The organism is Ralstonia sp. A12, assembly GCF_000801955.1.
Lineage (GTDB): Bacteria > Pseudomonadota > Gammaproteobacteria > Burkholderiales > Burkholderiaceae > Ralstonia.
Genome location: NZ_JSZO01000003.1, coordinates 124,323 through 145,053 on the forward strand (window position 1 = coordinate 124,323; position 20,731 = coordinate 145,053).

Sequence of the window (20,731 nt, forward strand, 5' to 3'; positions counted from 1 at the left end):
TCCGGACGCCTGCGATGCCGCACGTCATCATCGAGTACACCGCCAACGTTGAAGTTGATGCGCGCATTCCCGATCTGATGCGCCTGCTCAACGGCGTGCTGATCGGCCATGCCGATGTGTTTCCTACGGGTGGCATCCGTACGCGCGCGCTGCGCCTGGACCAGTACCGCATGGCAGACGGCACCGAGGACGATGCCTTCATCCACGTGGTCTTCCGCATCAAGGCCGGTCGGCCCAAGGCTGTGACCGGGCCGATCTGCGCGGAATTGTTTGCCGCCCTGCGCGCGCATCTGGTCGACGTGTTTGCGCGCCGCAATCTCGGGTTGACGCTGGAGTTGGTTGAGTTCGACACGCACGGCTTCCACGTAGAGAACAACGTGCACACGCGCTTCGTGGGCGCGATGGAGCCGCAATAAGGGAAGTGCAAGCTCAACCGAGCTGGCGCACGCAGTAGCCGGCGATGGCGTCGAGCACGGCGTCGTCTTCGCCGACAGCTTCCGCGCAACGGATGGAGAGGGTAGGGTGAGCCTGCACGCAGCGCTCGACCAGCGCCGGCAAGTCTCGCCGCAAGTGACCGCCCTGGCCAAAGAACACCGGCACGATGGTGATGTGCTGCACACCGGCGGCAGCGAGTTCGTTGATCGTGCCCGGCAGCTCGGGCGTCATCAGCTCAAGAAAGGCGAGGCGGACGTCGACGTTGGGTTGCTGGGCGGCGAGGCGCTCGCGCAGCCGGTCGAACGGCTCGCGCCAGCGGGCGTCGCGCGCGCCATGCGCAAACAGCACGAGCGCGCGCGCGGCCATCAGTGACGCTCCACCCAGCGTAGCGCCACCAGCGCGAATGCCAGGTACAGGGCGCCCGGCACGATGGCCGTGAAGATGGCTGGCCACGTATTGAGCAGTCCAACGTGTGAGAACAGGTTGTTCACCAGCTGGAACGACAGCCCCAGCATGATCCCGCCGAACACCTTCAGGCCGACGGCGCCGGCACGGGCGTGCAGGTAGGCGAAGGGCAGGGCCAGCGCCATCATCACCAGCACGGTGAACGGGTACACGACCTTCTTCCAGAGCGCGATTTCGTAGCGCTGTGAATCCTGTTTGTTGTCACGCAGATGGCGGATGTACTGGAACAAGTCCAGCGTGGCCATGCGATCGGGTGTGACCATCAGCACCGACAGCAGCTGCGGCGTGAGTTCCGAGCGCATCTCCTGTTGCGGCACCGAGATTTGCTCGCCACGGAAATCCGGCGCCAGCGCATCGGGTGCGCCGGGTGCGGCCTGCACGTTGTCTTGCGGCGCACCGGTGGCAGGCTTGCGCGGGAATTCAATGAAGCGCGTCTCGGTCACGTTGCTCAACTGCCAGTTCTGATGCCCCTCGTATCGCGCCTGCTGCGCCACACGGATCGTGCTCAGTCGATAGTCCGAATCGAATTCATAGATGCGCAGGCCCTGGATGGACTGGTCTGCCTGCAGCGCGCCCACGTTGATGAAGCGCGTCACCTCGCCGCCGCTGCCGTCCGGTTTGGCCGGGCCGCGGTCCTTGACCCACACGCCCGAGCGGAAGCCCGCCGACACCGTGGCGCCCAGCGCTTCAAGCCGCACCTTCTGCGCATACTGTTCTGCCTTCGGGCCGATGAACTCGCCAAAGATGTACGTCACCAGCGCCAGCGGCAGCGCAATCTTGAACAGCGACATCAGCGCGCGCCGCGTATCCAGCCCGGCCACACGGAAGATCGTGAATTCCGACTGGCTCGCCATCTGCGAGAACACGTAGATGGCGCTGATGAGTGCCGCCACCGGAATCACTTCATACACGCGCGTCGGCGCCTGCAGCATCACGTGGAAGAACGCGATGAGCGTGGTGTAGCGGCCCATCACCGAGCCCAGCTCACCCAGCATGTCGAAGAAGATGAACAGCGCCAGCACCGCAAACAGGATGAAGACGAACACGCCGTAGATCTGGCGCGCGAAGTACTTCTCGTAGACCGGCATCTTCATCATGCGCCCGCCTTCTTCGGTGCAAAGCCGAGCAGGGCGTTGATACCCTTGAAGCCGGCCGCGCTGTAGTGGCGGAAGCGGAACAGCAGCACCGCGCAAATGAAGGCGACAAGGTGGATCGGCCACCAGGCCAGCATCGCGTTCATCTTGCCCTGCGATACCCACGCCTGTGACAGGTTCAGCAGGTTGGAGTACGTCAGGTAGATCAGCACTGCGAAGATCATCGGCGTGTAGCGGCCCAGGCGCGGGTTGACGTAGGCCAGCGGAATGGCGATCAGTACGAAGTTCAGCGCCAGCAGCGGCAGGCCGATCCGCCAGACCAGTTCGCCCAGGTTCTCGGGTGTCGGGTTGGCGAGCAGGTCCTGGGTGGAGCGGCTCTTGGTCGGCAGGTTGGCATCTGCCTGCGGTGGCTTGTTGGCGACCTTCACGCCGTATTTGTCGAATTCAACGATGCGGTAGTCGAGCTTGCCGGGCGTGCCTTCATAGCGGCGGCCCTTGTCGAGCACGACGTAGCGGTCGCCGTTGGGCATGGTCTTGAACTCGCCGGTCTTGGCCAGCGCCACGCCGATCTTGTCCTGCGCAGCGTTGGCCACGAACAGGTTACGGGCGTGTTTCATACCTGAGTCCACGCCTTCGATGAAGAGCACGTAGTTGCCGTGTGAGGGCTCGATGAAGCGGCCGGCGGAGATCATCGACAGCACGTCGCGTTGCTCGAACCGGTCACGGAACAGTGCGCTCTGCTGGTTGGCCCACGGCCAGCCGAACAGGGCCAGCAGCGCCACCAGCACGATGAACGGCAGCGAGAAGCGCAGCACCGGGCGGATGAAATCCGTCAGGCTGATACCCGAGGTGAACCACACCACCATCTCGGAATCCTTGTACCAGCGCGTGAGCACCAGCAACACCGAGATGAAGAGGGTGGCGCATAAGAGAATTGCAAGGTAGCCCAGCGTAGCCAGGCCGATGAGGAGCAGGACGTCGTTCGGGTTGGCTTCACCATTGGCAGCCATGCCGAGAATGCGGATCACCAGGGTGGTCAGCATGAACGTCAGCAGCACGAGGAAGACGGCGCCGGCGGTAAAGGACAGCTCGCGTCGCAGGGCTTGTTCGAAAATCATGCGGATGCGGGAAGGAGGGCGAGGTCAGGATCAACGCGTTGCGATGTGGGTTCCATCGGAGCCCCTGCGCAAAATCGCGGATAATGTGGGCTTTCGTTGACTCGCCTCATAGAGAGAAGCGCGATGGAATTTAGCACAAAAGCCCTGGACTGGGCCAAAGCGGGCGCCCTGGCTGCCAAGAGTGACTGCCTCGTGATCGGTCTGTTCGAGTCGCAGACCCTGGCCGGCGCCGCCAAGGCGCTGGACGTGGCGACCAAGGGCCTGGTTGGCCGCTTGATCAAGCTGGGCGACTTTGAAGGCAAGCGCGGCACCTCGCTGCTGCTGCACGAAGTGGCTGGCGTGGGCGCCGCCCGCGTGCTGCTGGTCGGCCTGGGCAAGGAAGCCGACTTCACCGACCGCGCTTACGCTGAAGCCGTGCGCACTGCACTGCGCGCGCTGGCAGGCACCAAGGCCGCCAACGTGACGTGGACGCTCACCGAGCACGCCGCGCGCGACAAGGACACCGCCTGGGCCGTGCTGACCGCCGTCACGCTCATCCGTGAGACCAGCTACCGCTTCATCGAGCGCCATCCGTCGCTCAAGAGCAAGGGCGACAAGAGCGGCGTCGGTTTGCGCAAGCTTGTGCTGTCCGTGCCGGCGGCTGACGCCAAGGCCGCCACGGTGGCGGCCGCGCGCGGCACCGCCATCGCCAACGGCATGGACCTGACGCGCGACCTGGGCAACCTGCCGTCGAACATTTGCACGCCGACGTACTTGGCCAACACCGCACGCCAGATCGCCAAGGAATTCAAGATCAAGGTCGAAGTGCTCGGCCGTAAGCAAATCGAAGCCTTGAAGATGGGCGCCTTCCTGGCCGTGACCAAGGGCAGCGAAGAGCCGCCGCAGTTCATCGTGCTGCGCTACGAGGGCGGCCCGGCCAAGCAGGCGCCGGTGGTGCTGGTGGGCAAGGGCATCACGTTTGATACGGGTGGCATCTCGCTCAAGCCGGGCGAGGGCATGGACGAGATGAAGTACGACATGTGCGGCGCCGCTTCGGTGCTGGGCACGCTGCGCGCGGTGGCCGAGATGGGCCTCAAGCAGAACGTCATCGCCGTGGTGCCGACCTGCGAGAACATGCCCAGCGGCGTCGCCACCAAGCCGGGCGACGTGGTCACCAGCATGTCGGGCCAGACCATCGAGATCCTGAACACGGACGCCGAAGGCCGCCTGATCCTGTGCGACGCGCTCACCTATGTGGAGCGCTTCAAGCCCGCCGTGGTGATTGATGTGGCAACGCTGACCGGCGCCTGCATCATCGCGCTCGGCCACATCAACACCGGCATGTACGCCCGCAGCGATGCGCTGGCGGATTCGCTGATCGCGGCGGGCAAGCAGTCGCTTGACACCGCCTGGCGCATGCCGCTGGACGAGGAGTACCAGGAGCAGCTCAAGTCCAACTTTGCCGACATGGGCAACATCGGCGGCCGCCCGGCCGGCAGCGTGACGGCAGCCTGCTTCCTGGCGCGCTACACCGAGAAGTATGACTGGGCTCACCTCGATATCGCCGGCACCGCCTGGAAGAGCGGCGCAGCCAAGGGGGCCACGGGTCGCCCGGTGCCGCTGCTGACGCGCTTCCTGATGGACCGCGCTTGAGCCGAGTGAACCGAGGCACCGTATGACCCGCGTCGATTTCCACAGCAACGTGCCCGGCAAGCTGGCCTATGCCTGCCGGCTCGTGCGCAAGGCTTACGGCGCGGGCCAGAAGGTGATCGTGGTGGGCGATCAAGCGGCGCTGCAAGCGTTCGACTCGCAGTTGTGGACGTTCAGTCAGCTCGATTTTCTGCCGCACTGCGGCCTGCGACACCCACTGGCCGCACAGACCCCCATCCTGCTGGCCGACGCGTCCGAGCCGCTGGACGACGCGCCGCATCACGACATCCTGGTCAACCTGTCGCATGAGCCGCCGCCGCTGTTTGCGCGCTTTGCCCGGCTGATCGAGATCGTTGGTGACGATGACGCCGACCGCGCTGCCGCGCGCGACCGCTTCCGCTTCTACCGCGACCGCGGTTATCCAATCCAACATCACGACGTGGGGCGCGCATGACCGACGGCCGCAATTCCGGGTCTCCGGCGGACAACAACATCCCCGTGCTGACGGAGATCGTCGAGCTGGAGGATGCTGCGCCGGTGGCCGCGCCGGCCGCTACGCCGTCTCAAGTTCCTACGCCAGCCGTGCCGCCTGCTTTGCGCGAGCAGGGCCTGGCACCCACCTCTGCCATGCCGCCGGCTGGCACCGATGCCGCGCGCGTGATGGGCGAGGTGATGTGGCGTTTCCAATCCGAATGGCCGACGCTGATCGAGGCGCAATGCCGCGCGGCGCTGGAATCGCGCCTCTCGCTGCTGACCGAGCAACTGGCGGCCGATCTCACGCGCACGCTGGAAGCCCGCCTGATGGAGTGGCTGGGCGCCGCGTTGGACGATGCGTTGGCCGATCAGCGCAAGCCGCCGTCGCGCTAAGCAACGTCTAACGGCAAGCGCACTTACTGAGCAAGCCGCGCCGCGCCATACAGGCCGACGGCGAAGACGCTGTGGCTCAGGACGCTCAGGCAGCGGATCTGCGTGGCGTTGGCGCGTTTGGATACCGCCCAACCCGCCCCCATACCGGGGTGCAGCAGAAACCAGCCCGGCAGGATCGTTACCATGCCGAATATCCAGGTTGGCAACAACGCTGGCGTGACAAGCCAACCTGGAGCGATCAGCACCAGGATGACCGCGTAGGTGATGCCGATGGCGTAGTGGCAGAACCAGCCGAAGGCCAGTTCATGCGCGTAAGGCTTGGCCTGGGCAATGTCGCTATGGAAGACCTTGCCTGTGCGCAGGTGCCAGAACCAGCGGCCGACGAGCGCCCAGTTCGTCATCGGCTGCCCGAGTACACAGTGCAGCGTATAGATCCAACCATCCATCAGGGCGGTCGCCCCAATGCCGATCAGCACGGCGGTGCTCGTCGTGTTCCACATGATGTTGAGATGGCGGTGCCGTCCTCGCGCACACGCGGAGGACGGCTGCTGCCGGATCAGTCCGTCACTGCACCCTTGCTGGCCGGTGCCGCCAGCTTTGCAAACTTCGCTAGCACGCCACGCGTATAGCGTGGTGCCGGCTGCTTCCAGGCGGCGCGGCGGCGGGCGAGTTCGTCATCGGGCACGTTCAACTGCAGCAGGCGCTGGTGTGCGTCGATGGTGATCGAATCGCCCTCATGCACCAGACCGATCGTGCCGCCCACGTACGCTTCCGGCGCGACATGGCCAACCACCATGCCCCACGTACCGCCCGAGAAGCGGCCATCCGTGATGAAGCCGACCGATTCGCCCAGCCCCTTGCCGATGATGGCAGACGTTGGGGCCAGCATCTCCGGCATGCCTGGGCCACCCTTGGGCCCCAGGTAACGCAATACCAGGATGTCTCCGGCCTGGATCTGGTCGCCCAGGATGGCGCTCATCGCACTCTGTTCGTCGTCGAACACGCGGGCCGGGCCGGTGATGACCGGATTCTTCAGGCCGGTGATCTTCGCCACGGCGCCTTCCTCGGCCAGGTTGCCCTTCAGGATGGCGAGGTGGCCTTCCTTGTAGAGCGCCTTCTCGATCGGCAGGATCACGTTCTGGTCCGCACGCGGTTGATCGGGCACGTTGGCGAGTTCTTCGGCGAGCGTCTTGCCGGTAATGGTGATGCAATCCCCATGCAGCAGGCCTGCGTTGAGCAGCAGCTTCATCACCTGCGGGATGCCGCCGGCTTCGTGTAGGTCGGTCGCCACGTACTGGCCCGATGGCTTGAGGTTGCAGATCACAGGCACGCGCTGGCGCACGCGCTCGAAATCGTCGATGGTCCATTCCACTTCCGCCGCGTGGGCGATGGCCAGGTAGTGCAGCACCGCGTTGGTCGAGCCGCCGGTGGCCATGATGACGGCCACGGCGTTCTCAATCGACTTGCGCGTGATGATGTCGCGCGGCTTCAGGTCGTGGCGCACGGCTTCGACCAGCACGCGGGCGGATTCGGCGGCGCTGTTGACCTTCTCCTGATCGGGGTTCGCCATCGTCGACGAATACAGCAGCGACATGCCCAGCGCTTCAAACGACGAGCTCATCGTGTTGGCGGTGTACATGCCGCCGCACGAACCCGAACTCGGGCAGGCGTTCTTCTCGATGCCCTCGAAGTCTTCATCGCTCATGCGGCCGGCGGTGAATTCGCCCACGGCCTCGAACGACGACACGATGGTCAGGTCCTTGCCCTTCCAGTGGCCCGGTTTGATGGTGCCGCCGTACACGTAGATGCCCGGCACATTGGTGCGCGCCAGGGCGATCATGCCGCCGGGCATGTTTTTGTCGCAGCCGCCGATGACGACCACGCCGTCCATCCACTGACCGTTGACGCAGGTCTCGATGCAGTCGGCAATGACCTCGCGCGAGATCAACGAGAACTTCATGCCTTCGGTGCCCATCGACATGCCGTCGGAAATGGTGGGCGTGCCGAAGATCTGCGGGTTGGCCTTGGATTCCTTCACTGCGGCCACGGCCGCGTCGGCCAGCTTCTGCAAGCCCGAGTTGCAAGGCGTGATGGTCGAGTGGCCATTCGCCACGCCGATCATCGGGTTGTTGAAGTCGTCTTTCGTGTAGCCCAGCGCGTAATACATCGAGCGATTGGGCGAGCGCGCCACGCCTTGCGTGATGTGCTGGGAACGCTTGTTGTCTGGCATGGGAGTCTCCGTGGGGTCGGCACTATCGTTGTAGGAAACAGCGTGGCGCCCAGCATGCGCTTGGACAAATGGCGCGTCAAATATATTATTGAACGATTATTGAGTCGAAAAACCTATCAATCGTCGATATGGATTTGCGCCAACTCCGCTATTTCGTGACCGTCGCCGAGGAGCTGCATTTCGGCCGGGCTGCCGAGCGTCTGTCGATGACGCAGCCGCCGCTGTCGCAGCAGATCCGTGCGCTGGAGGAGGAGTTGGGTGTCACGCTGTTTCAGCGTACACAGCGCTCGGTGGCGCTCACGCCGGTGGGTGCGCGCTGGCTGGTCGAGGTGCGGCGTGTACTGGCGGAAGCGGGTGCGCTCCCGGCGCTGGCGCAGCGGCTGGCGCGCGGGGAGGTGGGTTCGCTGTCGCTGGCCTTTGTTAGCACGGCCGACTACGGCATCTTGCCTGCCGTACTGCGGCACTTTCGCGATGCGCAGCCCGATGTGCAGTTGCAGTTGCGCGAAGCCACCAGCGATGTGCAGATCGAGGCGCTTCTGGCCGATGAGGTGGACGTTGGCGTGGTGATCGCGCATCACTCGGGCTCGGTTCCCGGCGAACTGGAGTATCGGCCCCTGGTGCGCGAGCACCTGGTGCTGGCGGTGCCCACGTCGCGCGCAGAAAAGTGGGGTGTCGCGCCCGGCCAGCCCTTTGCGCTGGCCGATGCGGCGGCCGAGCCGCTCATCATTTTCCCGCGCCGGTCCGCGCCTGCGCTGTATGACATCATTACCGGCTATCATGCCGCGCACGGCGGCGGGCGTGGCGAGGTAGGAAGCGCCACACGCATCGGCCAGGAAGCCATCCAGATGCAGACCATCGTCAGCCTCGTCTCCGCAGAGATGGGCGTGGCGCTGGTGCCCTCGTCGCTATGCAACCTGCAGCGGACTGGCGTGGTCTATCTCGAACTCGCCGCGCCAAGCCCGTTCATCGAGACCGGGCTGGTGTGGCGGCGCGATGCGGCCTCGCCGGTGCTGCCGTGGTTTGTGGCCAGTGCCGAGGCGGTCGCCAAGCTGCACAAAGACAACCAAACCTGAAACCCACAGGATTCATGCTCATCCATCCGCAATTTGACCCCGTCGCCCTGCATCTGGGGCCGCTCGCCATCCGCTGGTACGGCCTGATGTATCTGGCGGCGTTCATCATGTTCCTGTGGTTCGGCCGGCTACGCACGCGCCAGCCGCACATTGCCGCCGAGGGCTGGACCGGCCGTGATCTCGACGACATGCTGTTCTACGGCGTGCTCGGCGTGATCCTGGGCGGGCGCCTGGGCTACGTACTGTTCTACAAGGCGGATTGGTACTTCGCCCACCCGCTCGACATCTTCAAGGTGTGGGAGGGCGGCATGGCCTTCCACGGCGGTTTCCTCGGCGTGGTCGTGGCGATGATGCTGTATGCCCGCATGCGCGGCCGCTCGTGGATGCAGGTGACCGACTTCATCGCGCCGATGGTGCCGTGTGGCCTCGCTGCGGGGCGCTTGGGCAACTTCATCAACGGTGAGCTGTGGGGCCGTGTGTCGTCGCCCAATCTGCCGTGGGCCATGATGTTCCCGCAGGCGCAGGGCGAAGACCGCGAGTGGTTGCTCTCGCACGCACAGCAGGCGGTCACCAGCGGCGTGCAGGCCGTGTTCGACCAGTACCACATGCTGCCGCGCCACCCGTCGCAGCTCTACCAGTTCGCGGGCGAAGGCGTGCTGTTCTTCATCCTGCTGTGGCTGTACTCGCGCAAGCCGCGGCCGATGGGCGCGGTGTCGGGCGCCTTCCTGCTCGGCTACGGCACGTTCCGCTTCCTGGCCGAGTTTGCGCGCGAGCCGGACAACTTCCTCGGCCTGCTGGCGGCGAATCTGTCGATGGGGCAGTGGCTGTCGCTGCCGATGATCCTGGCGGGTATTGCGATGCTGGCATGGGCCTATCGACGCAACGGCAACGGTGCGAAAACCCAGGCACACGCCTGAGGCCGCGCCGGCGCAAAGAAAAAGCCACCGCAAGCGGTGGCTTTTTTCATGGCTGGCGGATGTGTTACTTCAGCATCTGCACGGCGCCGGAGACAGTCACGGTCACTTGTGCCTTGCCGCCTTCGATAGGCACCGGTGCTGAATCGAACGAAGCCGGCGCGGCTGCCATGCGCATCATCGGACGCGGGCCCGGGTTGTTGCTGCCTTCGCTCACGTGCACGTCGCGGATCGTGTAGCTCGAGTAGCCGAACAGCTTGGTGGTTGCCAGCGCCTTGTCGCGGAACGTGTTCACCGCCTGGTCGATCAGCTTGGCTTCAGCTGCCGTGCGCGCCTCGCGCGAGAGCGTGAAGTTCACGTTCTGCACCTGCATCTGGTTGGCCAGTTGGCCTGCCAGCTTGGAAGCTGCCGCAAAGTCCTTCGACGTGATGCGCACCTCGGCATGGCCGCGCCAGGTGCTGATCTTGCCGTCACGATTGGTGTTCGGGTAGATGTTGAAGCCACCGGTTTCCGCCTGCACACCGGACGTGCGCTTGGCCTGGGCGATCACCTCGTCGGCCTTGCGCGATAGTGCCGTGGAGATCGCGCCCGGGTCCGCACCTTCCTGCTCGGCGCCCAGCGTGAGGGTGACGGTGTCGGTCGGCACTTCGGTCACAGCCTGTGCATCCAGCGACAGCACGCCCGAATGATTCGTCTCAGGCGCAGCTTGTGCGAAAGCAGTCGTCATCATTGCGGTCCCCAAAATGGTTGCGGCCAGGACAGATTTCATTGTGTTCTCCCAAAAAAGCAATGTGATGCGTCTGACCGGCTGCAACGCGCATCGTTCATCACGTTTGTAACAATTCCCAACCGTTGCGTGCCATTTACTCAGAATCGCGCATCAATTTGGTGGTGATGTAGCGCCATTGCGCGGGCGTGACCGGCGTGATCGACAGGCGATTGCCGCGTTGGAGCACGGTCATGTCGGCCAGTGGCTCCTGTGCGCGCAGCGTGGGCAGATCGATCAGCGCGCATTTGCGCACGAACTTCACGTCGACCAGCATCCAGCGTGGCGCTTCCAGCTTGGAGGCCGGATCGTGGTAATGGCTCTTGGTGTCGAACTGCGTGGGATCGGGGTAGCTGGTCGAGCAGACTTCCGCTAGCCCAGCGATGCCAGGCTGTGGGCAGGATGAGTGATAGAACAGCACGCCGTCGCCGATGCGCATGCGGTCGCGCATGAAGTTGCGCGCCTGGTAGTTGCGCACGCCGGTCCAGGGCAGGGTGCCCTCGGTGTGCAGCGTGTCGATGCTGGCCTCGTCGGGCTCGGATTTCATCAACCAATATTGGGCGGCCATGATGCGCGACGTGCAGAAGTGATGGTGTGCGCAGCATAGCAACAGCGCCGGGGCCTTGCCATTGGCGGTGCATTTGGGTCGCGCAGCGATGATGCGCAAAGAAAAAGGCGGTAGCGCACATGTGCACTACCGCCTTTGTTGGGTCCCCACCTTGGCCGCTAGACCCGCATCCTGAACCCAAGTGAGGTTCAGAGTGGCAGCGGAAGCCGCATTTTGGGTACATCACCGGCGCAGGGAGCCCACGACTTGCGTCGCACGCTGTGCACTGGAAGACGCGCTCGCCCACACGGCATATCCCGCACCAAGCAATGCTTATCGGTTCAAGGAATTAATGGCCATGGCGAACCAGGCAGGGAAACTGTCAGACGGATCACCACGTTGTGGAGGCATGTCTTTGGCGACATGGTGATGCGTCTGAGAGATTCATCGCGAGCAACCGGCTTGTGAGTCTGTAGTCGCTAAAGCCTTATGTTGTAAGGGTTTGCGGGAGACTGCCGGTAGCCATTGGGTGACACTATACACCCGTTCGCATCCGAACCCAAGCCCGGATGCGATCCGGTTACAAACACGTTTTGACCTTCGTTAAATGACCTCGCCGTACTGGCGCAGTGCCTCGTCGGTGCGGGCGTTCAGGTCGGCCAATTTGGCGCGAATCGTGTCGATCGGCAGGGCGGAATCGGAGGCGGCCTGGCGCTGCATCGACAGCAGATCCGACGCGATGCTGATGGCGGCCATCACGGCGACGCGCTCGATGCCCTTGGTGCTCGAGCCGTTTTTGATGCGCGTCATCTGGTTGTCGACCATGGCGGCGGCTTCACGCAGCGCGGCTTCGTTGTCGGGCGAAACGGCAAACTTGTAGGCTTGGCCCGCGATGTTCACTTCAATTTGCTTACTGCTCATGCTTAGGTCTCCGAGTGCGGGGCGGTGGCGGCTTCATCGCCGGCGGCCTGGCCGAGGAGGTCAAGCTGGCGGGCGTCGGTGGCCGTCGGCAGCTTGTCGAGAATCGACTGGATGCGCAGTTGCGCTTCTTCGATCTTGGCATTGAGCACGCTGCGATCGGCCACCATGGCGTCGCGCTCGGTCTTGGAGACCTCGGCTTCCGCGGTAAGCCGTTCGACTTCAGCGCGCAGGCGCTGGTTCTCGGCGGCAAGCGCATCGGCGTGACGCAGCACGCGCGCAATCTTGTCGGCAAGGTGTTCGAGTTCGTTCAGCATCGGTTGTCAATCAGAATCGAGTGGGGGGATTTTAGCCCATCATGCCAATTGCGCCTGTCCTCCATACGGATGCGCAAGGCGAGGCGGCGGCGAGGGCACAAGAGTTGATCGGTGCACTGTGGCATGCGCGATGCGGGCTTGGCGAGCCTTTTCCGGTAAACTCGCTGCCGTCCTGGTGCCCGCAGCACCAACTGCAGTTAAACGGGAAGCAGGGAGCGCCGCCCCCAAAGCGATGCGCCAACCTGCGCTGCCCCCGCAACGGTAAGCGAACGTCGCGTGTGCCCGCCATCTCTCGCAAGAAGAGGAGGGCACCGCGCGGTCTGTCCATACGCCACTGTTCCCTCGGGAATGGGAAGGCGGACAGGCCGCTTCGCCAGCCCGGATACCGGCCAGGACGGTGGATCTCAGCGAACCGGTCCACGATCCTACTGCGCGGTCCGATCTTGACCTTGCGATGCCGCTGTTTCGTGGGTAGGTACCCATGTACGGCTGCACTTCTCAGGCCAACCTCGAACCGCTCGCTACGGATCGTGAACCGGTTCTGAGCCGATGTGAGGGAACCGCATCGAGATCCTGCTGCCAGCGACCCGCGGGGGAACGGGTCCGGCTGACGCTTCTTGTCTTTTCAACATGAGCTTGACTACAAAGCGGCCACTCCGGATGCCCCGGACGGCCATGCGCGCGCTTGCCAGCGCACTGACGGGGGTCATGGCGGGTGCAGTTGCACCGGCCTGGGCACAAAGCAATACACAGGCGTCTGGTACGCCTATCGGCGAACTGAATCCGACAGTGGTGACCGCCTCGCGCAGCGAGCAGCCCTTGTCGGATGCACTGCCGCATACCACGGTCATCACGCGTGCCGACATCGAACGCTCGCAGGCACCGGATGCGGTGACCCTGCTGCGTCGTGAGGCTGGCATCGAAATCGCGCAGAACGGCGGCCCCGGCACCAGTTCCAGCCTCTTCATGCGCGGCGCCAGCTCTAGCCAGACGCTGGTGCTGATCGATGGTGTACGCGTGAGTTCCGGTACGCTGGGCACCACCCAAATCGATCAGCTCATGGCCGACCAGATCGATCACATCGAGATCGTGCGCGGCAACGTGTCGGCGCTGTACGGCTCGGGCGCCATCGGCGGCGTGGTGCAGATCTTCACACGCAACGGCAAGGGTCATGCGCCTCTGGCCAATGCGGAGATCGAATACGGCGCGCGCAACACCAAGCGCGCGCAGGCCGGCATCAGCGGCTCGCTGGGCGAGGGCGGCGATACGTCGTTCGCGGTGTCGGTGTCGGAGTTCAAGACCAACGGCTTTTCGGCCATCAACCCGCTGCAGGCACCAAAGGCCAACCCGAACGACAACCCGTACACGAACAAGAGCGTGTCGGCGCAACTGTCGCATCGGTTCTCTGCCGACTGGCAGGCGGGCCTGACGTACTTCCAGACCTGGGGCGACGTTAGCTACGACTCCGGTTTCGGCAAGCCGACCGACATCAATATCGCGCACAACCAGGTGCGCTCGATGTCGGCGTATGTCGACGGCAAGGTGACGCAGGACTGGAAGACGCGCCTGACGATCTCGCAAGGCGATGACCGGAACCTGAACTTCCTCAACAGCGCAAAGAACGGCCGGTTCAACACGCGCAATCAGCTGGCGAGCTGGCAGAACGACTGGGTGTTCATGCCTGACCAGTTGCTCAAGGTGGGCCTGGAGCACTCGCAAACCAGCATCGACAGCGACGCCTATGACGCACCCACGCGCAACGTCGATTCCGCCTACGTTGGCTATGAAGGCAAGTTCGGCCCGCATCAGCTGCAGCTGAACGTGCGTCGTGACCGCTACTCGGACTTCGGCGGTGCCAACAGCTACTACGCCGGTTACGGTTTCGCCTTCAACCCGCAGTGGAAGGCGGTGGCGAGCGTGAGCAATGCCTTCCGCGCGCCGAGCTTCAACGAGCTGTACTACCCGTTCTTCGGCAATCCGAATGTGCAGCCTGAAAAGGCACGCTCGGTGGAAGGCGGCGTGGAATACAGCAGCGCAATCGGCCTGGTGCGTGTAACGGCGTTCGAGACCGACTACAGCAACCTGATCACCGCGGTGTGCGATGCGTCGTTCAACTGCGCGGCCGCCAACGTCAACCGCGCGCGTGTGAACGGGCTGGAAACCTCGTACCGCGGTTCGATCTATGGCGTGGATCTGCGTGCCAGCTTTACCATGCAGAACCCGCAGGACTTGTCGGCCAACCAGTTGCTGTCGCGCCGTGCGCGGCACTTCGGCAGTGTGTCGGCGTACAAGACCTTCGGGCCGTTCTCGGCGGGCGTGGAGTGGAATGCGGCGGGTGACCGTCAGGATTCGACCAAGACGCTCGGCGGCTATGGCCTGCTGAACCTGGTCGGCCGGTACCAGATCACGCCGGATTGGGCAGTGTCGGCACGCCTTGAGAACGTGACGAACAAGAACTACCAGTTGATCTATCCGTACAACACGGCATCGCGTGGGGTGTTCTTTACGCTGTCGTGGCAACAGCACGAGCCGAAGAAGTAAGGAAACTCGAATGACACCTGCGCTGCCCGCACGCGGTTTTGCCTGGCGACTGTGGTCGCTGCTGGCGCTCGCGTGCGTGGCGGTGCTGATGGCGTCGTTGATGCTCGGCAGCGTGAAGCTGTCGCCCGCTGAAGTCTGGCGGGCCTTGATTGGCGGTGGCGATGGTCTGGCTGCAGGCATCGTCACCGAGTTGCGCCTGCCGCGTGCGGGTGCTGCATTTGCTGCCGGCGGGCTGCTCGCCTTTGCCGGGGCGCTCATGCAGATGCTGCTGCGCAATCCGCTAGCCGATCCGTATGTGCTGGGGGTGTCCGGTGGCGGGGCGGTGGCAGCATTGACGGCGATGTTGTTCTCGCTGCCGTGGTGGGGCGTGCAGGCAAGTGCCGGCGCCGGTGCGCTGCTCTCGATGGCGTTGGTGGCGGCGCTCGCGCGCCAGCACTTGTGGCGCGGCGAGCCGGGTGAAGCCAACGCGCGCCTGCTGCTTGGCGGCGTAGTGATGGCCTCCGGTTGGGTCGGCCTGATTACCCTCATTCTGACGGTCGCGCCCGAGAACAAGCTGCGCGGCATGATCTTCTGGATGGTCGGCGACCTGGGTGGTGCCGATCGTTACATCGGTGCGCTGGTCTCTCTGATCGTGGCGGTGGTTGTGGTGCTGCCGCATGCGCGCGACCTGAACGTACTGCTGACTGGCGAGACGCGCGCCCGTGCGCTGGGCGTGCCAGTGGCGCGTGTACGGACGCTGATCTACGTCGTGGCCTCGTTGTGCACGGCGGTGGCGGTGACGATTGCCGGCTCGGTCGCGTTCGTCGGCCTGCTGGTGCCGCACATGGTGCGCCTGGCGTGGACGCGCGACGTGCGCATCCACCTGCCCGCTACGGTGATGGCCGGCGGGGGCCTGCTGATGCTGGCCGACCTGATCGCCCGCACGCTGATCGCGCCGACGCAGTTGCCGGTGGGCGTGATCACCACGATGCTGGGCGTGCCGACGTTTCTCTACCTGCTGATGCGGAGCACGCGATGAGCTGGCTGCGCCGCACGCACGCTGCCGCTGCGTTTGTGGAAACCGACGCCGTGCCCGAACTCGCGCTGCGCGATTTGCGCGTGACTATCGATGGTCGTGTACTGATCGAGCGCCTGTCGATGACGGCCACCGGCGGACAGCTCTGGTGCGTGGTCGGCCCGAACGGCGCTGGCAAGTCGACGTGGCTGTCGGTGTTGGCCGGTTTGCGTGATGCGGACGGCGGCAGTGTCACGCTTGACGGCCAATCGCTCTCGGATTGGCCTGCCGCCGCAATGGCCCGTCGCCGCGCGTTCCTGCCGCAGACGTTGCATGACACCTTCCCGATGACTGTGCATGAGGCCGTCATGACCGGCCGCCACCCGCACCTCGCGCGTTGGGAGTGGGAGGGCGATGCCGATGCGCGTGCTGTGGAGGCCGCCATCGCAGCACTTGCGCTGGAGCCACTTGCACAGCGCGATGTGCGTACGCTCTCTGGCGGTGAACGCCAACGTGTGGCCATGGCTGCGGTGATCGCGCAGGACTCGCACGTTCTCATGCTTGACGAGCCCGTCGCCCATCTGGACCTGCACCAGCAGATTGCCGTGCTTCGCCTGCTGCGCGAGGGTTGTCGCAATCATGGCTGGCTGGTCGTGCTGACCGTGCACGATCTGAACCTCGCGCGCCGCTTCGCCACGCACGCACTCCTGATGGATGGCGAAGGCCACACCAACGCGGGCCCTGCGGCCGACGTCCTCACCCCCGAACACTGCGCGCGCGTGTTGCGCACCCCGATTGCCGAGGTGGCGGACGGCCGCCGCACGGCCCTGATTCCTGACGATCCCGATGACAACTGAAGATAACAACGATGGCTTGAACGAGCGCCACCGCTCGCGCATGCAACGCAAGAAGGCCGTGGTGGACGCCAAGATTGCCGCCGCCACCGACGTGCGCGGTGTGCTGCTGGTCAACACCGGCAACGGCAAGGGCAAATCCAGCTCCGGTTTTGGCATGGTGATCCGCGCCATGGGCCACGACATGCAGGTTGGCGTGGTGCAGTTCATCAAGGGCGCGATCCCCACGGGTGAGGAGCGCTTCCTGCGCCGTTTTCCCGAGCAATGCGAGTTCCACGTGATGGGCGAGGGCTACACATGGGAGACGCAGGACCGCACGCGCGACATCGAAAAAGCCCAGGCCGCCTGGGATTGTGCGCGCGCGCTGCTGCGTGACCCCAGCATCGGTCTGGTGCTGTTGGATGAACTGAACATCGCGCTCAAATACCATTACCTTGATGTGCAGACGGTGCTGGCCGACCTGCGTGCGCGGCCAGCCGCACAGCACGTTGTCATTACCGGACGCGGTGCGCCGCCCGAGTTGATCGAAGCCGCCGATACCGTGACCGACATGACGCTGGTCAAGCACGCGTTTTCTCAAGGCATCCAGGCTCAGCCCGGTGTCGAACTGTAGGCTCCCATCATGCAGATTCCTTCTTTTGATCGGGCACTGCGTACCCGCCTGCAGGCCGCTGTCGACAGCAAGACCAAGCCGCTTGGCGCGCTGGGCCGGCTGGAGTCACTGGCCGTGCAGATCGGCCTGATCCAGAACACCGAGGCACCGGTGCTCACGCGTCCCGCTGTGGTGGTGTTTGCGGCAGACCACGGTGTCGCCCATGCCGGCGTGAGCGCCTATCCGCAAGCCGTGACGGCACAGATGGTGTTGAACTTCATCGCGGGCGGCGCGGCCATCAACGTGTTCAGCCGGCAGCATGGGTTTGCGCTGGAAGTGGTCAATGCCGGCGTGGCCGCGCCGCTCTGGACGGCAGATACGCCGGGTCTGGTCGATGCACCCGTTGGCTCCGGCACGCGCAACTTTGCGGAACAACCCGCCATGACCGCCGACGAGCGCGACCGCGCCATGGCACTTGGCGCGCAACGCGTGGCGCACCACGCATCGCTTGGCACCAACGTGATCGCATTCGGCGAGATGGGCATCGCCAACACGGCGTCTGCCTCATGTCTGATGGCGCGGCTGTGCGATATGCCGGTGGCGCAATGCGTTGGCCGTGGCACCGGTCTTGACGACGAAGGTCTTGCCCACAAACGTGCCGCGCTGGAAGCGGCGCTCACAAAACACGCAGGCGTGCGCGATCCGTTGGACGTGCTGGCCTGCTTTGGCGGCTTCGAGGTCGCAGCGATTGCTGGTGCGGTGATCGAGGCGGCCAAGCGCCGCATGATCGTCCTTGTCGACGGGTTTATCGCCACGGCAGCCGTGCTTGTGGCGGCCCGTGTGGCACCGGACGTGCTGCACTACTGCGTGTTCGGGCATGTGTCGGATGAGCGCGGCCATCGCGCACTGCTGGAGGTGCTGGATGCGCGGCCGCTGCTGTCGCTGTCGTTGCGCCTGGGGGAGGGTAGCGGGGCGGTGCTGGCGTATCCGCTGGTGGTGTCTGCCGTGGCCTTCCTGCGTGAGATGGCGACCTTCGCCAGCGCAGGCGTGAGCGAGCGCGCATAACGATGAACGCACTGCGCGAGCACTGGCAGGCGCTGTGGACGGCGGTCGGGTATTTCACCCGCATCCCCGTACCGGCGTCGGTCGGGTTCTCGCAAGCGGGGTTGAATCGCGCGGCGCGCTACTTTCCGCTGATCGGTTGGTTGGTGGGGGCCGTGGCAGCCGCGGTGTACTGGTTGGTCTCGCGAACCGTGCCTGCGCCCGGCGTGGCGGTTGCCATGTCGATGGTGGCGACGCTGCTGTTGACCGGCGCCTTCCATGAAGACGGTCTGGCGGATTGCGCCGATGGCTTTGGCGGCGGTTACACGCCAGAAGACCGGCTGCGCATCATGCATGACTCGCGCATCGGCGCGTTCGGGGCCATTGCGGTGTGCATGGCGCTGCTGTTGAAGTGGCAACTGCTGACTGCATTGGCAGCGCATCCGATTGCCGTGCTCGCAGCGATGGTGGCTGCGCATGCCGCCAGTCGTGCCGCTGCCGTCAGTTACCTGCTCACCCATGACTACGTACGCGCCGAAGGCAAGGCCAAGCCTGTTGCACAGCGCATGCGCATCAGCGATGCGCTCTGGGCGGGCGTGTTCGGCATCGCGCCCTTGCTGTGGTTCGGACCAGCGTGTGCAGTGCTCGTGGTCGTGGCGCTGTTCGTCGCACGCTGGTTGCTGGGCCGCTACTTCGTACGTCGTATTGGCGGCATTACGGGCGACTGCCTGGGGATGGCGCAGCAGATGTTCGAGTTGCTGATCCTGTGGGGGCTGCTGGCATGGATTTCATCCTGATCCGCCACGCGCGGCCCGCCATGACGGTCGGCCTGTGCTACGGGCGCACCGATCTGCCGCTGGACACACCGATGGCCCCGGCCCCCATGGCTATCGTGGAAAAACTCACCGCGCATACGCCGCAACGCCTGCTGGCAAGCCCACTGCAACGCAGCCGGCTCACCGCTGAGGCGATCCTGCCGGTGATTGCGCAGACGGCCGAGCTGCCCCCGCTAGAGATCGACGCGCAACTGATGGAACTCGACTTCGGCGCGTGGGAAGGTCGCCAGTGGGATGACATTCCGCGCGCGCAAGTCGACCGCTGGGCGCGCGATCTGGTGCACGGCAATCCGCATGGCGGGGAGTCTGCTGCCGACTTGCTGGCCCGCGTGACCACGTGGGCCGAATCGATGGCCGCTTCGCCGGTGCCTTGTCTATGGGCCGTGACGCACGCAGGCTGCATGCGGGCGCTGGCTGCGCACTGGCTGCAGCGCCCGCTTGCTGAAACGCTGCAATGGCCACTGCAGTGGGGCGGCGCCTGTGGCTTCCGTCTGCAGCCCGAACAGCCGGATGCGCTGCCGGTGCTGCTGTTCTGGAACCGCTGACGATCAGCGGCTGTTGACGGCCTGTGCCCCCGTGCGTTTGGCGCGGGCCTGCTCCAGGTCTTCGCACAACTGCGCCGCGCCTTCCACCAGGCGCGGGCCGAAGCGGTTGATCAGGTCCCCATTGATGCTGAACAGGTTGCCGCGCTGCACGGCCAGCAGTTGCGGCCAGCGCTTCCAGCCGTCGAGCGTGTCGATCGGGCGATTGCCTTGCGTGGCGCCCATGCTGGCGGTTAGCAGGACTTCGGGGTTGGCCGCGATGACGGCCTCGGCCGATACGGTCGGCACCAGAAGCGGCTCGCCCGCAAACACATTGCGGCCGCCGCACAGCGCCAGCATGTCGGTAAAGATGTGCTGACCGTTGAGCGTCATCAGCGGTTGCTCCCACACCTGATAGAACACCTGCACCGGCGGCTTGCCCGCATAGCGGTTGCGCAGCGCATCGACTTGCTGGCGGAACTGCAGGGCCGCGTCGTGAGCGCTGGCACGTGTGTCGAGCAGCGTGCCGAGCGTCTCGATGGAGCGCGGAATGTCGCCCATGCGATGCGGCTCGGAGAAGAACAGCGGAATGCCCAGTGCGCGCAAGCGATCGATCTGCTTCTGCGCATTGCCGTGTCGCCAGACCACCACCAGATCGGGCTTGAGTGCGGCAATGCGTTCCAGGTCGAGTGCACGGTTGTCGCCCACGTGCGGGATGTCGCGGGCAGCGGGCGGATAGTCGCTATAGGCCACCGTACCGACGATGCGTGCGCCGCCACCCGCCGCAAACAGCAATTCAGTCGCGTGCGGCGCCAAGCTGACGATGCGCTGCGCAGGGCGCTGCAATGTGACGGTGGCACCTGTGTCATCGGTGACGGAGATGGCGGCGAGTGCCGGCGCAGCAGCAACTGCCAGCGCGGCAAGACCGAGCACACGCAGACGACGGGCGAAGTGGGGAAAGCGAGCGAGCATTGGGGAA

23 protein-coding genes, 1 other RNA gene and 1 riboswitch are annotated in these 20,731 nt (G+C 64.8%); of the genes, 13 read left to right on the forward strand and 11 right to left on the reverse strand.

What is annotated here, in order from left to right; translation table 11 throughout:
• Nucleotides 1-14 precede the first annotated feature (14 nt).
• A complete protein-coding gene (locus tag PI87_RS07120; RefSeq protein ID WP_039597013.1) occupies nucleotides 15-416 on the forward strand; it encodes a 5-carboxymethyl-2-hydroxymuconate Delta-isomerase in 402 nt (133 codons plus the stop codon).
• A 13-nt stretch (nucleotides 417-429) separates the two neighbouring features.
• Here PI87_RS07120 and PI87_RS07125 read toward each other — a convergent pair whose 3' ends face one another.
• The 3 genes from PI87_RS07125 to lptF are packed head-to-tail and all read right to left on the reverse strand — an operon-like array spanning nucleotide 430 to nucleotide 3,112.
• A complete protein-coding gene (locus PI87_RS07125) occupies nucleotides 430-801 on the reverse strand; it encodes a sirohydrochlorin chelatase (RefSeq protein WP_039597014.1) in 372 nt (123 codons plus the stop codon).
• A complete protein-coding gene (gene lptG, locus PI87_RS07130) occupies nucleotides 801-1,994 on the reverse strand; it encodes an LPS export ABC transporter permease LptG (RefSeq protein WP_084209908.1) in 1,194 nt (397 codons plus the stop codon). Before lptG ends, PI87_RS07125 begins: the two co-directional genes overlap by 1 nt.
• Nucleotides 1,994-3,112: an LPS export ABC transporter permease LptF gene (gene lptF, locus PI87_RS07135; RefSeq protein WP_039597016.1), complete on the reverse strand. Its 1,119-nt coding sequence runs from the start codon at nucleotides 3,110-3,112 to the stop codon at nucleotides 1,994-1,996. Before lptF ends, lptG begins: the two co-directional genes overlap by 1 nt.
• 123 nt (nucleotides 3,113-3,235) lie before the next feature.
• Between lptF and PI87_RS07140 the strand changes: the two genes are divergently transcribed.
• The 3 genes from PI87_RS07140 to PI87_RS07150 are packed head-to-tail and all read left to right on the forward strand — an operon-like array spanning nucleotide 3,236 to nucleotide 5,608.
• Nucleotides 3,236-4,744, forward strand: coding sequence for a leucyl aminopeptidase (locus tag PI87_RS07140; protein ID WP_039597017.1), 1,509 nt, complete (start codon nucleotides 3,236-3,238; stop codon nucleotides 4,742-4,744).
• A gap of 22 nt (nucleotides 4,745-4,766) precedes the next feature.
• The gene (locus PI87_RS07145; RefSeq protein ID WP_039597018.1) at nucleotides 4,767-5,195 is read left to right on the forward strand and encodes a DNA polymerase III subunit chi; all 429 of its coding nucleotides are present in this window, start codon (nucleotides 4,767-4,769) and stop codon (nucleotides 5,193-5,195) included.
• Nucleotides 5,192-5,608 (forward strand): DUF2486 family protein, encoded by a 417-nt coding sequence (locus tag PI87_RS07150; RefSeq protein ID WP_039597019.1) that lies wholly within the window; start codon nucleotides 5,192-5,194, stop codon nucleotides 5,606-5,608. The genes PI87_RS07145 and PI87_RS07150 overlap by 4 nt, the downstream gene beginning before the upstream one ends.
• Nucleotides 5,609-5,631: 23 nt before the next feature.
• Here the strand turns inward: PI87_RS07150 and PI87_RS07155 are convergent, their stop codons facing one another.
• A complete protein-coding gene (locus PI87_RS07155; protein ID WP_039597020.1) occupies nucleotides 5,632-6,108 on the reverse strand; it encodes a DUF2938 domain-containing protein in 477 nt (158 codons plus the stop codon).
• 56 nt (nucleotides 6,109-6,164) lie between these two features.
• The gene (ilvD, locus tag PI87_RS07160; protein ID WP_039597021.1) at nucleotides 6,165-7,838 is read right to left on the reverse strand and encodes a dihydroxy-acid dehydratase; all 1,674 of its coding nucleotides are present in this window, start codon (nucleotides 7,836-7,838) and stop codon (nucleotides 6,165-6,167) included.
• Nucleotides 7,839-7,966: 128 nt separating this feature from the next.
• On the opposite strand from ilvD, the gene PI87_RS07165 reads away from it, so the two are divergent.
• Both PI87_RS07165 and lgt read left to right on the forward strand, forming a co-directional pair.
• Complete coding sequence (locus PI87_RS07165) at nucleotides 7,967-8,911, forward strand: LysR substrate-binding domain-containing protein (RefSeq protein WP_039597022.1); 945 nt, start codon at nucleotides 7,967-7,969, stop codon at nucleotides 8,909-8,911.
• A 14-nt stretch (nucleotides 8,912-8,925) separates the two neighbouring features.
• Entirely contained in the window at nucleotides 8,926-9,828 is a 903-nt protein-coding gene (lgt, locus tag PI87_RS07170) for a prolipoprotein diacylglyceryl transferase (protein ID WP_039597023.1), read from the forward strand.
• Between the two features lie 64 nt (nucleotides 9,829-9,892).
• Here lgt and PI87_RS07175 read toward each other — a convergent pair whose 3' ends face one another.
• The 5 genes from PI87_RS07175 to PI87_RS07190 form a co-directional block, all read right to left on the reverse strand.
• A complete protein-coding gene (locus tag PI87_RS07175; protein ID WP_039597024.1) occupies nucleotides 9,893-10,594 on the reverse strand; it encodes an SIMPL domain-containing protein in 702 nt (233 codons plus the stop codon).
• A 94-nt stretch (nucleotides 10,595-10,688) separates the two neighbouring features.
• A complete protein-coding gene (locus PI87_RS07180) occupies nucleotides 10,689-11,159 on the reverse strand; it encodes an EVE domain-containing protein (RefSeq protein ID WP_039597122.1) in 471 nt (156 codons plus the stop codon).
• Between the two features lie 139 nt (nucleotides 11,160-11,298).
• Nucleotides 11,299-11,518: non-coding RNA, 6S RNA (ssrS, locus tag PI87_RS28445), on the reverse strand.
• Between the two features lie 223 nt (nucleotides 11,519-11,741).
• The gene (locus PI87_RS07185; RefSeq protein WP_039597025.1) at nucleotides 11,742-12,059 is read right to left on the reverse strand and encodes a cell division protein ZapA; all 318 of its coding nucleotides are present in this window, start codon (nucleotides 12,057-12,059) and stop codon (nucleotides 11,742-11,744) included.
• Nucleotides 12,060-12,061: 2 nt separating this feature from the next.
• Nucleotides 12,062-12,373: a hypothetical protein gene (locus tag PI87_RS07190; protein ID WP_039597026.1), complete on the reverse strand. Its 312-nt coding sequence runs from the start codon at nucleotides 12,371-12,373 to the stop codon at nucleotides 12,062-12,064.
• A gap of 156 nt (nucleotides 12,374-12,529) precedes the next feature.
• Nucleotides 12,530-12,781, forward strand: a riboswitch (cobalamin riboswitch).
• Nucleotides 12,782-13,033: 252 nt separating this feature from the next.
• On the opposite strand from PI87_RS07190, the gene PI87_RS07195 reads away from it, so the two are divergent.
• From PI87_RS07195 to cobC, 7 genes are read left to right on the forward strand one after another with little or no spacing between them, the layout of a single operon-like run.
• Complete coding sequence (locus tag PI87_RS07195; RefSeq protein ID WP_039597027.1) at nucleotides 13,034-14,914, forward strand: TonB-dependent receptor domain-containing protein; 1,881 nt, start codon at nucleotides 13,034-13,036, stop codon at nucleotides 14,912-14,914.
• 10 nt (nucleotides 14,915-14,924) lie between these two features.
• Nucleotides 14,925-15,932 carry a FecCD family ABC transporter permease gene (locus PI87_RS07200; protein WP_039597028.1) on the forward strand — a complete coding sequence of 336 codons (1,008 nt, stop codon included), beginning with the start codon at nucleotides 14,925-14,927 and terminating at the stop codon, nucleotides 15,930-15,932.
• Complete coding sequence (locus PI87_RS07205) at nucleotides 15,929-16,765, forward strand: ABC transporter ATP-binding protein (RefSeq protein ID WP_039597029.1); 837 nt, start codon at nucleotides 15,929-15,931, stop codon at nucleotides 16,763-16,765. The genes PI87_RS07200 and PI87_RS07205 overlap by 4 nt, the downstream gene beginning before the upstream one ends.
• Nucleotides 16,755-17,375, forward strand: a complete 621-nt coding sequence (gene cobO / locus PI87_RS07210) for a cob(I)yrinic acid a,c-diamide adenosyltransferase (protein ID WP_039597030.1) — start codon at nucleotides 16,755-16,757, stop codon at nucleotides 17,373-17,375. Before PI87_RS07205 ends, cobO begins: the two co-directional genes overlap by 11 nt.
• 9 nt (nucleotides 17,376-17,384) lie before the next feature.
• A complete protein-coding gene (gene cobT, locus PI87_RS07215) occupies nucleotides 17,385-18,419 on the forward strand; it encodes a nicotinate-nucleotide--dimethylbenzimidazole phosphoribosyltransferase (protein WP_039597031.1) in 1,035 nt (344 codons plus the stop codon).
• A 2-nt stretch (nucleotides 18,420-18,421) separates the two neighbouring features.
• Nucleotides 18,422-19,192, forward strand: coding sequence for an adenosylcobinamide-GDP ribazoletransferase (locus tag PI87_RS07220; RefSeq protein WP_039597032.1), 771 nt, complete (start codon nucleotides 18,422-18,424; stop codon nucleotides 19,190-19,192).
• On the forward strand, nucleotides 19,177-19,776 hold the full coding sequence (gene cobC / locus PI87_RS07225) for an alpha-ribazole phosphatase family protein (RefSeq protein WP_039597033.1): 600 nt from the start codon (nucleotides 19,177-19,179) through the stop codon (nucleotides 19,774-19,776). The genes PI87_RS07220 and cobC overlap by 16 nt, the downstream gene beginning before the upstream one ends.
• Before the next feature lie 3 nt (nucleotides 19,777-19,779).
• On the opposite strand, the gene PI87_RS07230 is transcribed toward cobC, so the two are convergent.
• Nucleotides 19,780-20,724: a cobalamin-binding protein gene (locus PI87_RS07230; RefSeq protein ID WP_039597034.1), complete on the reverse strand. Its 945-nt coding sequence runs from the start codon at nucleotides 20,722-20,724 to the stop codon at nucleotides 19,780-19,782.
• Nucleotides 20,725-20,731 lie beyond the last annotated feature (7 nt).

Excerpts from the sequence above, each read along its gene's own strand:
- PI87_RS07120 (WP_039597013.1), top strand. The coding sequence starts at position 15 with ATGCCGCACGTCATCATCGAGTACACCGCCAACGTTGAAGTTGATGCG.
- PI87_RS07125 (WP_039597014.1), bottom strand. The coding sequence starts at position 801 with ATGGCCGCGCGCGCGCTCGTGCTGTTTGCGCATGGCGCGCGCGACGCC.
- lptG (WP_084209908.1), bottom strand. The coding sequence starts at position 1,994 with ATGAAGATGCCGGTCTACGAGAAGTACTTCGCGCGCCAGATCTACGGC.
- lptF (WP_039597016.1), bottom strand. The coding sequence starts at position 3,112 with ATGATTTTCGAACAAGCCCTGCGACGCGAGCTGTCCTTTACCGCCGGC.
- PI87_RS07140 (WP_039597017.1), top strand. The coding sequence starts at position 3,236 with ATGGAATTTAGCACAAAAGCCCTGGACTGGGCCAAAGCGGGCGCCCTG.
- PI87_RS07145 (WP_039597018.1), top strand. The coding sequence starts at position 4,767 with ATGACCCGCGTCGATTTCCACAGCAACGTGCCCGGCAAGCTGGCCTAT.
- PI87_RS07150 (WP_039597019.1), top strand. The coding sequence starts at position 5,192 with ATGACCGACGGCCGCAATTCCGGGTCTCCGGCGGACAACAACATCCCC.
- PI87_RS07155 (WP_039597020.1), bottom strand. The coding sequence starts at position 6,108 with ATGTGGAACACGACGAGCACCGCCGTGCTGATCGGCATTGGGGCGACC.
- ilvD (WP_039597021.1), bottom strand. The coding sequence starts at position 7,838 with ATGCCAGACAACAAGCGTTCCCAGCACATCACGCAAGGCGTGGCGCGC.
- PI87_RS07165 (WP_039597022.1), top strand. The coding sequence starts at position 7,967 with ATGGATTTGCGCCAACTCCGCTATTTCGTGACCGTCGCCGAGGAGCTG.
- lgt (WP_039597023.1), top strand. The coding sequence starts at position 8,926 with ATGCTCATCCATCCGCAATTTGACCCCGTCGCCCTGCATCTGGGGCCG.
- PI87_RS07175 (WP_039597024.1), bottom strand. The coding sequence starts at position 10,594 with ATGAAATCTGTCCTGGCCGCAACCATTTTGGGGACCGCAATGATGACG.
- PI87_RS07180 (WP_039597122.1), bottom strand. The coding sequence starts at position 11,159 with ATGGCCGCCCAATATTGGTTGATGAAATCCGAGCCCGACGAGGCCAGC.
- PI87_RS07185 (WP_039597025.1), bottom strand. The coding sequence starts at position 12,059 with ATGAGCAGTAAGCAAATTGAAGTGAACATCGCGGGCCAAGCCTACAAG.
- PI87_RS07190 (WP_039597026.1), bottom strand. The coding sequence starts at position 12,373 with ATGCTGAACGAACTCGAACACCTTGCCGACAAGATTGCGCGCGTGCTG.
- PI87_RS07195 (WP_039597027.1), top strand. The coding sequence starts at position 13,034 with ATGCCCCGGACGGCCATGCGCGCGCTTGCCAGCGCACTGACGGGGGTC.
- PI87_RS07200 (WP_039597028.1), top strand. The coding sequence starts at position 14,925 with ATGACACCTGCGCTGCCCGCACGCGGTTTTGCCTGGCGACTGTGGTCG.
- PI87_RS07205 (WP_039597029.1), top strand. The coding sequence starts at position 15,929 with ATGAGCTGGCTGCGCCGCACGCACGCTGCCGCTGCGTTTGTGGAAACC.
- cobO (WP_039597030.1), top strand. The coding sequence starts at position 16,755 with ATGACAACTGAAGATAACAACGATGGCTTGAACGAGCGCCACCGCTCG.
- cobT (WP_039597031.1), top strand. The coding sequence starts at position 17,385 with ATGCAGATTCCTTCTTTTGATCGGGCACTGCGTACCCGCCTGCAGGCC.
- PI87_RS07220 (WP_039597032.1), top strand. The coding sequence starts at position 18,422 with ATGAACGCACTGCGCGAGCACTGGCAGGCGCTGTGGACGGCGGTCGGG.
- cobC (WP_039597033.1), top strand. The coding sequence starts at position 19,177 with ATGGATTTCATCCTGATCCGCCACGCGCGGCCCGCCATGACGGTCGGC.
- PI87_RS07230 (WP_039597034.1), bottom strand. The coding sequence starts at position 20,724 with ATGCTCGCTCGCTTTCCCCACTTCGCCCGTCGTCTGCGTGTGCTCGGT.